Raw genomic sequence first — 11,966 nt, 5'->3', positions numbered from 1 at the left:
CGCTCAGGGCCTCCAGCCGGGATCGCGGCCGCTCAGGCCCACCGCGCGGTCGAGCAGCGGAGCGTCCTCGGGGACGGGGACGACGGGTCCGAACGGACCGTCGCCCCGGTTCGGGTCGTCGGCCGCCGCGCGCAGGAAGCCGTACGACGCCCGGAGCGCGGCGGGATCGGGGGCGTAGTCCTGGCCGGTGGCCCGGGCCAGGTCCCAGCCGTGGATCACCAGTTCGTCGGCGGCCACCGCCCCGGCGACCTCGCCCGGCAGATCCACGCCGCCGGCGCGGGTCGTGCCGGTCCAGGCGGCCGGGTCGCGCCAGACCTCGGCGAGCTCGTCGAGGGCCTTGGGCAGCTCCTCGCGCCAACGGGGGCCGATGCCGGGCGCGGCGGCGTCCGGGGCGGTGTCGGTGGTGACGCCCAGGTCCTTGCGGCCGGCGTCGCGAAAGGCCGCGGCCAGGCCGAGCAGATGCCCCAGCAGGTTGCGCACCGCGCAGTCCGGGCACGGTGTCACCGCGCCGAGCTGCTCCTCGCGCACCCCCTCGGCCAGCCGCGCCACGATACGAGCCTGCGGCCCGAGATCGAGAATCGTGTCGTTCATCGTTCCTCCAGTCCTGCTCTCACGTACAGGGGTGGACCGCCGCCGCCCCCGGAACTCATCGCCACGCGAGACGGAGGCCCGGCGGCCGGGCGGGACGCGCGCCCGCACACCCGGCTCCCCCGCCGACTCGGACCATCCGCGACGGCCGTCCCTGGCACATGACCGCCGTTACCGAGCCACGCCCGGCAGCACGACCGCACACTCCCGCCCGATCCGGGCTCGGCACCCGCGCGACACCACGGCGCCCGGCGGCCGAGGCACAGGCTCGGCCGCCCCGCCCCCACGGCAGCGAACCCAGCGCCGCGAACCGTCCCGGAACGGGACCGCCGGTACCCGACCGTGCCCCGGCAGCACGCCCCCGGTTCCCGCCGGAGTGCGGCCCGGCCGTAACCCGGCACCCACCGACACGAGCCGCCCGCCCGTCACCCCGTGACATGACCGACCCCCACCCGAGGATTGGCGACCGGGCGGGCCCGGGCTCTACGGCATCTGCCGGATCCGTGGGACGGGACCTTAGGGCGACGATCGGGCCGTATGACGACTGAATGGACCCTGGTGCGGGTGCTGCGCGACCGTGCGGCGGGGGTGTGTCTGGCCGCTGTGGTGGTGTCCGGTTTCGGCACGTCGGCGCTCTGGCTGGCCTCGGGTGTGTGGGTCAAGGACCTCACCGGCTCGGACGGGCTGGCCGCGCTGTGCCTGCTGGCGATGTGGGCGCCGACCCTGGTCGGCCCGGCGCTCGGCACGCTCGCCGACCGGACCCGCCGGCGGCCGGTGCTGATCGGCACGAACCTGCTGCTGGCGGCGCTGCTGCCGATCCTCCTCACGGTGGACGCCCCCGGCCGCGTCTGGGTGCTGTACGGGGTGCTGTTCCTCTACGGCGCCACGGGCGTCGTGGAGGACGCGGCGCAGTCGGCGCTCGTCGCGACCGCCGTCGACGCCAAGCTGCTCGGCGACTTCAACGGGCTGCGGATGACCGCCAACGAGGGCATGAAGCTGCTGGCCCCGCTGGCGGGCGCCGGCCTGTACGCGGCGTACGGCGGCCGGTGCGTGGCCCTGCTGGACGCGGTCACGTTCCTGCTCGCCGCGGGTCTGTACGCGATGCTGCGGGTCCCCGAGGACAAGCCCCGCCGGCCCGCGGGCTCCTGGCGCGCGCAGACCGCCGAGGGCGCCCGCCATCTGTGGTCCCACCCGCGGCTGCGGCTCCTGGTGCTGGCCGGCGGCGCCACGATGCTGTTCACCGGCGTGACCGGCGCGCTGATCTACGCCGTCGTCGGCAGACTCGGCCACGCGCCCGCGTACACCGGGGTGCTGTACGCCGTCCAGGGCGCCGGCTCGGTGACGATCGGCCTCGCCTCGGGCACCGCCCTGCGCCGCCTGGGCAGCCGCCGCTTCGCGGCCTTCGGCATCGCCCTGACGGCGGCCGGCGTGGCCCTGCGCACGATCCCGTCCGACCCACTGGCCCTGGTCAGCAGCCTGGCGAGCGGCGCCGGACTGCCGTGCGTGCTGATCGCCGCGTTCACCGCCGTACAGCGCGAGACTCCGGCGGAACTGCTCGGCCGGACGTCCGCCACCGCGAACACGCTGCTCTTCGTGCCCAACGTGGTCGGCCTGGCCGCGGGCGCCGCCCTGGTCGGCGCCGCCTCCCTCCCGGTGCTCCTGACCCTCATGGCCCTGGGACTGCTGGCCACCTCACTGATGCTGCTTCACAGGCCCCGCAACGCCGACCGCACCGCCGCCAGGTCGCCGTCCGAGGCCAACCCGGCGTGATACAGCCGAAGTTCGCACGCCCCGAGGTCCCGCGCACGGCCCGCGTCCTCGGCGAGGGTGCCCGGGCTGCCGCCCATGCCGGAGACGATCGTGAAGTTGGCGGCCAGGACGGCGTCCGGACGGCCCTGTTCGGCGAACGGGGCCAGCAGCCCGGAGCCGCCCGTGCAGGGGACCACCACGCCGTCCGCCACGGACAGGATGTGGGCGGGGTCGACACCGGCGTTGGCGCCGCAGTGGTAGGAGACGGGGTCGGCGTGCAGAAGGACCTGGAAGCCGTCGGGGGCCGCCGCGCGGACCGCCGCGACCGCCGCCTCCTGGAGGGTGCGCGCGGTCCGGTCGCGCCATGCGCGGGTGGCGTCCGCCCTGCTCTCACCGAGCAGTCCGGCCACACCGGCCCAGCCGCCGCCGGACGGCGCCCCCTGCCACACCGGTTCCAGAGCGGAGCGTACGGCCTGCGCCAACTCGTCGGGATCCAGGCCCTGTTCGCCGTAACCGGTGCGGCAGGCCGGGCAGAAGCACAAGGACATCAGGTACTGTCCGGCGTCCCCGAGGCCCACCCCTGCGGTCTTGTCGTGGGCGTGCAGATGGGCGAGCCCGTACCAGCCGAGGGACTCCAGCTCGGTACCGTGCGCGCCGGGGCGGACGGCCGCCTCGGCGGCCAGTTCGGTCAGGTACGCGCGCGTGGCGGGCTGGGCGATGCACGGCGCCCACGGGTAGCGGTCGCCGTAGGCGTTGACGACGGAGGTGTCCGGATGCTCCGCGCCCAGGCGGGAGTTGTGCGCGAGGACGACCCAGGTGTGCACCTCGAGACCGGTCCCGGCCAGGGCCGCCGCGGCCTCGCCGTACGCGTCGCCGGCCGCCCAGTCGCCTGCCGGGTACGGGCGCGGCGAGCGGCCCTCCCAGCGGTCGCCCACCGGATACAGCACGGCGGCGTGCTCGGCGGTGACCACGCGGTGGCGCGGATGGCGGGGGGTCAGCGCGCGCGTGGAGTGGTAGGCGGCGGCGAGCGTCACCTGCTCCACTCCGAGGGCGGCCAGACGGCCGGGCGCCTCGGGGTCGCCGTTGACGTCCCAGGGGTAGACGAAGGCCGAGGTCTTCACGCTTCCTCCTCGTCGAGCAGCGCGCGGCCGCGCTCGATCAGCCGGGCGAGTGCATGTTTCTGAGCAATGTCCATGTTCATGAACGCGATCACGTTAGGAGCCCCCATTCGGGCAGGTCAAGCGCGCAAACCGGCAACACGGGAGCGGATTTCACGCACGCACGACACACTTGACGGGGTACGGACACTGTTCATAGCGTGTCCATCCATGTGAATCGTGTCCAGGCACAGGAACGTCCCACCCAAGGAGACCGAGGATGCCCGCTCCCCGCACCGTTCTGCTCACCGGCGCCGCCGGCGGGCTCGGCACCCTGATGCGGGGCCTGCTGCCCGACTACGGCTACACGCTGCGCCTGCTGGACATGCGGCCCATCGAGGACGAGCCGGACGCGATCGTCGCGGACCTCTCCGACCAGGACGCCCTGCGCGAGGCCGTCCGGGGCGTCGACGCGATCATCCACCTCGCGGGCATCTCCCTGGAAGCCCCTTTCGAGAAGGTCCTCAAGGCCAACATCGAGGGCACGTACCACCTGTACGAGGCGGCCCGCGAAGAGGGCGTGCGGCGGATCGTCTTCGCCTCCTCCAACCACGTGGTGGGTTACACCCCGCCCCCCGGCCCCGGCGAGCCGCCCCTGCCGATCGGGACCCCCCGCCGCCCGGACACCTTCTACGGCCTGTCCAAGTCCTTCGGCGAGGACCTCGCCCAGCTCTACTGGGACAGGCACGGCCTGGAGACCGTCTCGGTGCGCATCGGCTCCTGCTTCCCCGAACCGACCAATGTGCGGATGCTCTCCCTGTGGATGAGCCCCGCCGACGGCGCCCGCCTCTTCCACGCGGCCCTGACCGCCGAGGACGTGGGCCACACCGTCGTCCACGGCGCTTCCGCCAACACCCGCCTGTGGCTGGACCTGACCAGCGCGCGGGCGCTCGGCTACGAACCGCAGGACGACTCAGAGCGGTACGCCGGGAAACTGATCGCCGAGCAGGGCGAGCTCGACCCGGACAACAAGGCCCATGTCCACATCGGCGGCCCCTTCGTGACGGACCCGCCCATCTGGCCATACTGAAGCGGCGGAAAATCGACGCAGTCGAGGGCGGGCGGGCACCGAACGGGTCCGCCCGCCCTCGTATTCGGGCATCCACGCTGCCCGTTCCCACGCCCCGGGTCGCCCCCGCGCAGGTCCGAGGCGGGCACCACCCGAGCCGAACGGGCGTAAACGGGCAGGAGTAGAACCAAAGCAAGCCTGGTCAGAACCGCGCACCCGCTGTAGAACATCCGGCAAGGGCCGCACCGGGCCCGAACGGGCATCGAAACCAGGAAGCGGGTGGTCGACCCATGAGCCACGGGACGGCCGAGGAACGGCAACGCGAGATCGTGCGGTTGGCGCGCGCCACCGGATCGGTCGACGTCACCGCGCTCGCCGCCGGCCTGGGTGTGGCCAAGGAGACCGTACGACGGGACCTGCGCGCCCTGGAGGACCACGGTCTGGTGCGCCGCACCCACGGAGGCGCCTACCCCGTGGAGAGCGCCGGCTTCGAGACCACCCTGGCCTTCCGCGCCACCAGCCACGTACCCGAGAAGCGCCGGGTGGCGACCGCCGCCGCCGAACTGCTCGGGGACGCCGAAACGGTCTTCGTCGACGAGGGCTTCACCCCGCAGCTCATCGCCGAGGCCCTGCCCCGGGACCGGCCGCTGACCGTGGTCACCGCCTCCCTGCCGGTCGCGGGCGCGCTCGCCGAGACCGGCACCATGTCCGTGCTGCTGCTCGGCGGCCGGGTCCGCTCCGGCACCCTCGCCACCGTGGACCACTGGACGACGAGGATGCTGTCCGGTTTCGTCATCGACCTGGCGTTCATCGGCGCCAACGGCATCTCCCGCGAACACGGTCTGACCACGCCCGACCCGGCGGTCAGCGAGGTGAAGGCGCAGGCGGTCAGAGCCGCGCGCCGGGTGGTGCTCGCGGGCGTCCACACCAAGTTCGGTGCGGTCAGCTTCTGCCGGTTCGCCGAAGTCGGCGCGCTGGAGGCGATCGTGACGAGCACTCTGCTCCCGGCGACCGAGGCGCACCGCTACTCCCTGCTCGGGCCGCAGGTCATCCGGGTCTGACCGCCGAGCCGCCCGGCACCCCCAGAACCTCGCCCTTCACCCGCGCCGCGAGGCGCCCTCGTTCCCCGCAAGTCCCCATTGCTGTCAACCTCTCCTGGAGTACCCATGCCAACCCAGAGCCGACGCTCACCACGGACCCTCTTCGCCGTGGCGGCAGCAGGGGCGCTGATCGCTCCGCTCGCCGCCTGCTCGGGCGCCGGCGGGTCCGGATCCGCCGGCGGCGACTCCGTCAACGTCCTGATGGTGAACAACCCGCAGATGGTGGAGCTGCAGAAGCTGACCGCCGCCCACTTCACCAAGGACACCGGCATCAAGGTGAACTTCACCGTCCTGCCGGAGAACGACGTCCGTGACAAGATCAGCCAGGACTTCGCCAACCAGGCCGGTCAGTACGACGTCGCCACCCTGAGCAACTACGAGATCCCGATCTACGCCAAGAACGGGTGGCTGCACGCCCTGGACGCCTACGTCAAGAAGGACACCGCCTTCGACCAGGCCGACATCCTCCCCCCGATGACCCGGGCGCTCACCGCGCAGGACGGCAAGCTGTACGGCGAGCCGTTCTACGGCGAGTCCTCCTTCCTGATGTACCGCAAGGACGTCCTGGAGAAGGAGGGCCTGACCATGCCGGACAAGCCCACCTGGAAGCAGGTCGCCGACCTGGCCGCCAAGATCGACGGCTCCCGGCCCGGCATGAAGGGCATCTGCCTGCGCGGACTGCCGGGCTGGGGCGAGGTCATGGCGCCGCTGACCACGGTGGTGAACACCTTCGGCGGCACCTGGTTCGACAAGGACTGGACGGCACGCCTGGACTCCAAGGAGTTCAAGGAGGCCACCCAGTTCTACGTCGACCTGGTCCGCAAGCACGGTGAGGCCGGTGCCGCCCAGTCCGGCTACGCGGAGTGCCTGAACAACATGACCCAGGGCAAGACGGCCATGTGGTACGACGCCACCGCCGGAGCCGGCTCCCTGGAGGCCGACGGCTCCCCGGTCAAGGGCAAGATCGGCTACGCCCCGGCCCCGGTCGAGAAGACCGACGGCTCGGGCTGGCTCTACACCTGGGCGTGGGGCATCCAGAAGGCGTCCAAGAACTCCGAGAACGCCTGGAAGTTCATCTCCTGGGCCTCCGGCAAGGACTACGAGAAGCTCGCCGGCGAGAAGGCCGGCTGGTCCAACGTCCCGGCCGGCAAGCGCGCCTCGACCTACGACATCCCGCAGTACCGCAAGGAGGCCGCCGCGTTCGCGGACGTCACCCGGGACGCCATCGCGAACGCCAAGCCCGAGGACCCGGGAGTGCAGCCCCGGCCCGCGCCCGGCATCCAGTTCGTCGGCATCCCCGAGTTCACCGACCTGGGCACCAAGGTCTCCCAGGAGATCAGCTCCGCCATCGCCGGACGCCAGTCGGTGGACAGCGCTCTGAAGAAGGGCCAGAAGCTCGCCGAGGCCGTCGCCGCGAAGTACGAGGGATCATGACGTTGACGTCACCGGCCCCCGCCGCCGCCGTCTCCGGACGGCCGGCGGCCGGGCGCCCCAACCGCCTGCACGCCTGGGCCACCCGGGCGCCCCTGCTGCCGGCGCTGATCTTCATGATCGTCGTCACCCAGCTGCCCTTCGTGGCCACGCTGGTGATCTCGTTCTTCGACTGGAACGCGCTGTACCCCGACCGGCGCCACTTCGCCGGATTCGCCAACTACGGCGAGGTGCTGAGCGATGCCGAACTGCGCGGTTCGGTGTGGACGACCATCCTGCTGACCGTCACCGTGGTGCTGGTCAGCCTGCTGCTCGGCCTGCTCCTCGCGCTGCTCCTCGACCGCCGCTTCCGCGGCCGGGCCGCCGTGCGCACCATGCTCATCGCGCCGTTCCTGCTGGTGCCGGTCGCCGCCGCGCTGATGTGGAAGCACCTGCTGTTCAACCCGGAGTACGGGCTGTTCAACGGCATCCTGCACGCCATCGGCGGGGACGGGGCGGTCCAGCCGGACTGGATCTCCGAGATGCCGCTGATGGCGGTCGAGGCCGCGCTGATCTGGCAGTGGACCCCGTTCATGATGCTGATCCTGCTGGCCGGACTGCAGAGCCGCGATGCACAACTGCTCGAGGCGGCCAGGATGGACGGGGCGAGCAACTGGCAGATCTTCGTGCACATCACCCTGCCGCATCTGCGCCGCTACCTCGAACTCGGCGTGCTGCTCGGTTCGATCTACATCGTGCAGAACTTCGACGCGGTGTTCACCATCACCTCCGGCGGCCTGGGCACCGCGAACCTGCCGTACACGATCTACCAGACCTTCTACCAGGCGCACGAGAACGGCCTGGCCTCCGCGGCCGGCGTCGTCGTCGTGATCGGCTCGATCATCCTGGCGACCTTCGCTCTGCGCGTGGTGTCGTCGCTGTTCCGTGAGGAGGTGTCCCGCTGATGGCCACCGTCGCCACCACCGCCCCGCGGCTCGGCAAACCGCGCAGCCGGTTGCGGGGGGCAGCCCTGGGCGTCCTCGCCTGGCTGGCCGGACTCGTGTTCGTGCTGCCCCTGCTGTGGATGGTCCTGACGTCCTTCCACTCCGAGGCCGACGCGGCGACCAACCCGCCGTCGGTGGCCGCCGCGCTGACGCTGGACGGCTACCGGCAGTTCTTCGGGCTGACCGGCGGGGCCAGTCCCTGGCCCGCGCTGATCAACTCCATGACCGCCTCGCTGGTCTCCACCCTGCTGACCCTCCTCCTCGCGCTGCCCGCCGCGTACGCGCTGTCCATCCGGCGGGTGAAGAAGTGGACCGACGTCCTGTTCTTCTTCCTGTCCACCAAGATGCTGCCCCTGGTGGCCGGCCTGCTGCCGATCTACCTGTTCGCGAAGAACACCGGCCTGCTCGACAACATCTGGGCGCTGGTCATCCTCTACACGGCCATGAACCTGCCGATCGCGGTCTGGATGATGCAGTCCTTCCTGTCCGAGGTCCCGGTCGCGATCATCGAGGCCGCCCAGATCGACGGCGCCCGGCTACCGACCGTGCTGGGCCGCGTGGTCGCCCCGATCGCCCTGCCCGGCATCGCGGCGACGGCCCTGATCTGCTTCATCTTCAGCTGGAACGAGCTGATGTTCGCGCGGGTCCTGACGGGTGTGGTCGCCGAGACCGCCCCCGTCTTCCTCACCACCTTCATCACCAGCCAGGGCCTGTTCCTGGCGAAGGTGTGCGCCGCGTCGCTCGTCATCTCCCTGCCGGTGCTCGCCGCGGGGTTCGCCGCCCAGGACAAACTGGTCCAGGGCCTGTCGTTGGGAGCCGTCAAATGAAGGCCGCCGTCATCGAGTCCGTGGGCCGCGCCGTCGTCACCGAGGTCCCCGACCCGACGCCGGGGCCCCGCGAGGTCGTCGTCGAGGTGGCGGCCTGCGGGCTGTGCGGCACCGATCTGCACATCCTCCAGGGCGAGTTCGCGCCCAAGCTGCCGATCGTGCCCGGGCACGAGTTCGCCGGCGAAGTGGCCGCGGTCGGCACGCAGGTCACGGAGGTGTCGGTCGGCGACCGGGTGGCGGTCGACCCGTCGCTGTACTGCTACGAGTGCCGCTACTGCCGCGACGGGCACAACAACATGTGCGAGCGGTGGGCCGCGATCGGCGTGACCACCGCGGGCGGCGCCGCCCGGTACGCCGTGGCCCCGGTCGCCAACTGCGTCAAGCTGCCCGAGCACATCCGCACCGAGGACGCGGCCCTGATCGAGCCGCTGTCGTGCGCGGTGCGCGGCTACGACGTGCTGCGCACGCGGCTGGGCTCGCACGTGCTGATCTACGGTTCCGGGACCATGGGCCTGATGATGCTGGAACTGGCCAAGCGAACCGGCGCGGCCAGTGTGGACGTGGTCGACGTCAACCCGGCCCGCCTCGAGACGGCCCGGCGGCTGGGCGTGTCGGCGTCCGCGGCGAACGCCGACGAACTCGACCGGCCGCAGGGCTGGGACGTGGTGATCGACGCGACCGGCAACGCCGCGGCGATCCAGGACGGTCTGGACCGGGTGGCGAAGGCGGGCACGTTCCTCCAGTTCGGCGTGGCCGACTACGCGACCCGGGTGATGATCGACCCGTACCGGATCTACAACCAGGAGATCACCATCACCGGCTCCATGGCGGTGCTGCACAGCTTCGAGCGCGCCGCCGAGCTGTTCGCGGCCGGCGTGCTGGACCCGGAGGTCTTCATCAGTGACCGGATCCCGCTGGAGCGGTACCCGGAGGCGCTGGACCAGTTCGCCTCCGGGGTGGGCCGGAAGATCGTGGTGGTCCCTTAGGGCCTTTCGTTCGGATCGGCCGGCGAGGGCGCCGCACCGCCTCACCCGTTCGCCGGGTAAGGGAACGGCAAAGCGTCCTCGCTCGTTACCTCCGACATGACAGCTATGACCCCCGGCTCGAACATCCCTCTGGCCGCAGCGCGTGTGACGGTCGACGTCGCCGCTCCAGTGCGGCTGGACGTATCGGGCCTGCTGCTCACCGCCGACGGCAAGGTGCGCTCGGACGACGACTTCATCTTCTACAACCAGCCGTCCGGGCCGGGCGTGACCTACCGTTCGGGCGGCGGCAGCGCGCCCGACGCGATCACCGTGGACACCGCCGCGGTACCGCCGGGCATCGAGAAGATCGTGGTCACCGCCAGCCCGGACGCCGCCGGGCAGACCTTCCAGGGCATCGAGCCCACGGCCACCGTCCGCGACGCGGACAGCGGTTCGGTGCTGGCCACGTTCACCCCGCCGCAACTCGGCGCCGAGACGGCGCTGGTGGTCGTGGAGATCTATCTGCGGGGTGGCCAGTGGAAGGCGCGGGCCGTCGGCCAGGGGTACGCGGACGGACTCGCGGGCATCGCCACCGACTTCGGCGTGACGGTGGAGGAACCGGCCCCCGCCCCGGTGGCCCCGCCGCAGCCGGCCGTCCCGCCCCGGCCGCTCACTCCGCCGCCCCCGGCGCCGGCCGCGCAGTCCCCCGTCGCCCCTCCGGTTCCCCCGGCCCCGCCGGCCGCCGCCCCCGCCCCCGGCGCCGGGAAGGTCAACCTGGACAAGGGCCGGGTCAGCCTCCAGAAGAACCAGACCGTGTCCCTGGTGAAGGGCGGCCGCCCGCTGCTCACCCGGGTCAAGATGGGCCTCGGCTGGGAGCCGGCGTACCGCGGCGCCGACATCGACCTGGACGCCTCGGTCATCGCCTACGGCCCGCAGCGCAACCACATCGACAGCTGCTACTTCGGCAAGCTCACCATCCTGAACGGCGCCGTGAAGCACTCCGGCGACAACCTCACCGGCGAGGGCGCGGGCGACGACGAGGTGATCGTGGTCGACCTCGGGCGTCTGCCGCAGGAGGTGACCGGCCTGGTGTTCACCGTGAACTCCTTCTCGGGCCAGAAGTTCACCGAGGTCGCCAAGGCCTACTGCCGTCTGGTGGACGCCACCACCGAGGAGGAGCTGGTCCGCTTCGATCTCACCCACGCCGAGCCGCAGACCGGGGTGATGATGGCCAAGCTCGTCCGTCAGTTCACCGGCGAGTGGGACATGACGGCCATGGGCGACTTCATCAAGGCGCGCACCGTACGGAACATGGTGAAGCCCGCGGCCCAGGCGCTGTAGGACAGAATTCGCCTGTCGCAGTCACCTTCACCAGAGGATGAACCACACATGATCACGCTGACGAAAGAAGACGGCCCGGCGGACCTGGACGGGGTGACCCACATGTCCATCGGCGTGTCCTGGGACCCCACCGGGGGCACCTCGGGCGGAGTGATGGGCATGCTCCGCCGCAAGATGGGCACGGACCTCGACCTGATCGCCGTGGCGATGCAGGGCGCGGACCCGGTGCGCCTGGCGGGCCTGGACTCGCTGGACCCCATGGGCAACGGCTCGCTGCAGCACAGCGGCGACAACCAGACCGGCCGCGGGGACGGCGACGACGAGACGGTGACGGTGGAGTTCGCGCGGATACCGCAGAACATCACCTCGATCGTGTTCATCGCCGCCGCGTTCAAGAAGGGCAGCTCCTTCCAGAAGGCGCGCAACATCAGCTTCAAGGTCTACGACGCGACCGGGGGCACCTCCCAGCAGGTCGCCGACATCTGGCCGAGCCTGCTCACCCAGGACAACGGCTGCGCCGTGGCCAAGGCCATGAGGGTCGGCGGCTCCTGGAAGCTCGAGGTGATCAACGAGACGGGCAAGATCAAGCAGGGCGACGAGCACGCCCTGATGCGCTTCGCCGTCAGCAAATGACGCACCCCGCCACGTGACCGACCGGCCGGGCCCCGCACCACGAGCGCGGGCCACGGCCGGCCAGCACCCCGCACCCACCGCGCCCGCGCCCGCGCCCGCGCCCGCGCCCGCGCCCGCGCCCGGAGGACGGTCACCGCCCCGGCCTGGGACCGCAACCGCGCTGACGTACCACTCGGCCGCGCG

General features: G+C 71.8%; 11 protein-coding genes. 9 read left to right on the top strand and 2 right to left on the bottom strand.

Annotation, left to right across the window (positions count from 1 at the left end):
* Window positions 1–3: 3 nt before the first annotated feature.
* Entirely contained in the window at window positions 4–591 is a 588-nt protein-coding gene (locus ACF09J_RS02605; protein ID WP_392303528.1) for a TIGR03086 family metal-binding protein, read from the bottom strand.
* Window positions 592–1,125: 534 nt separating this feature from the next.
* Here ACF09J_RS02605 and ACF09J_RS02600 point away from each other — a divergent pair.
* On the top strand, window positions 1,126–2,358 hold the full coding sequence (locus tag ACF09J_RS02600) for an MFS transporter (RefSeq protein ID WP_392303527.1): 1,233 nt from the start codon (window positions 1,126–1,128) through the stop codon (window positions 2,356–2,358).
* On the opposite strand, the gene ACF09J_RS02595 is transcribed toward ACF09J_RS02600, so the two are convergent.
* Entirely contained in the window at window positions 2,295–3,458 is a 1,164-nt protein-coding gene (locus ACF09J_RS02595; protein WP_392303526.1) for a hypothetical protein, read from the bottom strand. The two genes, ACF09J_RS02600 and ACF09J_RS02595, sit on opposite strands and share 64 nt — an antisense overlap.
* A 256-nt stretch (window positions 3,459–3,714) precedes the next feature.
* Here ACF09J_RS02595 and ACF09J_RS02590 point away from each other — a divergent pair, with 256 nt between their 5' ends.
* The 8 genes from ACF09J_RS02590 to ACF09J_RS02555 all read left to right on the top strand — a co-directional run bounded on the left by ACF09J_RS02590 (window position 3,715) and on the right by ACF09J_RS02555 (window position 11,783).
* Window positions 3,715–4,524: an NAD-dependent epimerase/dehydratase family protein gene (locus ACF09J_RS02590; protein WP_392303525.1), complete on the top strand. Its 810-nt coding sequence runs from the start codon at window positions 3,715–3,717 to the stop codon at window positions 4,522–4,524.
* A 269-nt stretch (window positions 4,525–4,793) separates the two neighbouring features.
* Entirely contained in the window at window positions 4,794–5,564 is a 771-nt protein-coding gene (locus ACF09J_RS02585) for a DeoR/GlpR family DNA-binding transcription regulator (protein WP_392303524.1), read from the top strand.
* Window positions 5,565–5,669: 105 nt separating this feature from the next.
* Complete coding sequence (locus tag ACF09J_RS02580; protein WP_392303523.1) at window positions 5,670–7,037, top strand: ABC transporter substrate-binding protein; 1,368 nt, start codon at window positions 5,670–5,672, stop codon at window positions 7,035–7,037.
* The gene (locus ACF09J_RS02575; protein ID WP_392303522.1) at window positions 7,034–7,978 is read left to right on the top strand and encodes a carbohydrate ABC transporter permease; all 945 of its coding nucleotides are present in this window, start codon (window positions 7,034–7,036) and stop codon (window positions 7,976–7,978) included. The genes ACF09J_RS02580 and ACF09J_RS02575 overlap by 4 nt, the downstream gene beginning before the upstream one ends.
* Window positions 7,978–8,844 (top strand): carbohydrate ABC transporter permease, encoded by an 867-nt coding sequence (locus ACF09J_RS02570; RefSeq protein WP_392303521.1) that lies wholly within the window; start codon window positions 7,978–7,980, stop codon window positions 8,842–8,844. Before ACF09J_RS02575 ends, ACF09J_RS02570 begins: the two co-directional genes overlap by 1 nt.
* On the top strand, window positions 8,841–9,830 hold the full coding sequence (locus ACF09J_RS02565) for a zinc-dependent alcohol dehydrogenase family protein (protein ID WP_392303520.1): 990 nt from the start codon (window positions 8,841–8,843) through the stop codon (window positions 9,828–9,830). Before ACF09J_RS02570 ends, ACF09J_RS02565 begins: the two co-directional genes overlap by 4 nt.
* A 105-nt stretch (window positions 9,831–9,935) precedes the next feature.
* Complete coding sequence (locus ACF09J_RS02560; RefSeq protein WP_392303642.1) at window positions 9,936–11,150, top strand: TerD family protein; 1,215 nt, start codon at window positions 9,936–9,938, stop codon at window positions 11,148–11,150.
* Window positions 11,151–11,198: 48 nt separating this feature from the next.
* The gene (locus ACF09J_RS02555; RefSeq protein WP_392303519.1) at window positions 11,199–11,783 is read left to right on the top strand and encodes a TerD family protein; all 585 of its coding nucleotides are present in this window, start codon (window positions 11,199–11,201) and stop codon (window positions 11,781–11,783) included.
* Window positions 11,784–11,966: the final 183 nt, after the last annotated feature.

This window comes from Streptomyces sp. NPDC014889 (assembly GCF_043081205.1).
GTDB lineage: Bacteria > Actinomycetota > Actinomycetes > Streptomycetales > Streptomycetaceae > Streptomyces.
The sequence above is the reverse complement of the archived record's forward strand: the minus strand, read 5'-3'. Positions and strand labels throughout refer to the sequence as shown.

Excerpts from the sequence above, each read along its gene's own strand:
- ACF09J_RS02605 (WP_392303528.1), bottom strand. The coding sequence starts at position 591 with ATGAACGACACGATTCTCGATCTCGGGCCGCAGGCTCGTATCGTGGCG.
- ACF09J_RS02600 (WP_392303527.1), top strand. The coding sequence starts at position 1,126 with ATGACGACTGAATGGACCCTGGTGCGGGTGCTGCGCGACCGTGCGGCG.
- ACF09J_RS02590 (WP_392303525.1), top strand. The coding sequence starts at position 3,715 with ATGCCCGCTCCCCGCACCGTTCTGCTCACCGGCGCCGCCGGCGGGCTC.
- ACF09J_RS02585 (WP_392303524.1), top strand. The coding sequence starts at position 4,794 with ATGAGCCACGGGACGGCCGAGGAACGGCAACGCGAGATCGTGCGGTTG.
- ACF09J_RS02580 (WP_392303523.1), top strand. The coding sequence starts at position 5,670 with ATGCCAACCCAGAGCCGACGCTCACCACGGACCCTCTTCGCCGTGGCG.
- ACF09J_RS02575 (WP_392303522.1), top strand. The coding sequence starts at position 7,034 with ATGACGTTGACGTCACCGGCCCCCGCCGCCGCCGTCTCCGGACGGCCG.
- ACF09J_RS02570 (WP_392303521.1), top strand. The coding sequence starts at position 7,978 with ATGGCCACCGTCGCCACCACCGCCCCGCGGCTCGGCAAACCGCGCAGC.
- ACF09J_RS02565 (WP_392303520.1), top strand. The coding sequence starts at position 8,841 with ATGAAGGCCGCCGTCATCGAGTCCGTGGGCCGCGCCGTCGTCACCGAG.
- ACF09J_RS02560 (WP_392303642.1), top strand. The coding sequence starts at position 9,936 with ATGACCCCCGGCTCGAACATCCCTCTGGCCGCAGCGCGTGTGACGGTC.
- ACF09J_RS02555 (WP_392303519.1), top strand. The coding sequence starts at position 11,199 with ATGATCACGCTGACGAAAGAAGACGGCCCGGCGGACCTGGACGGGGTG.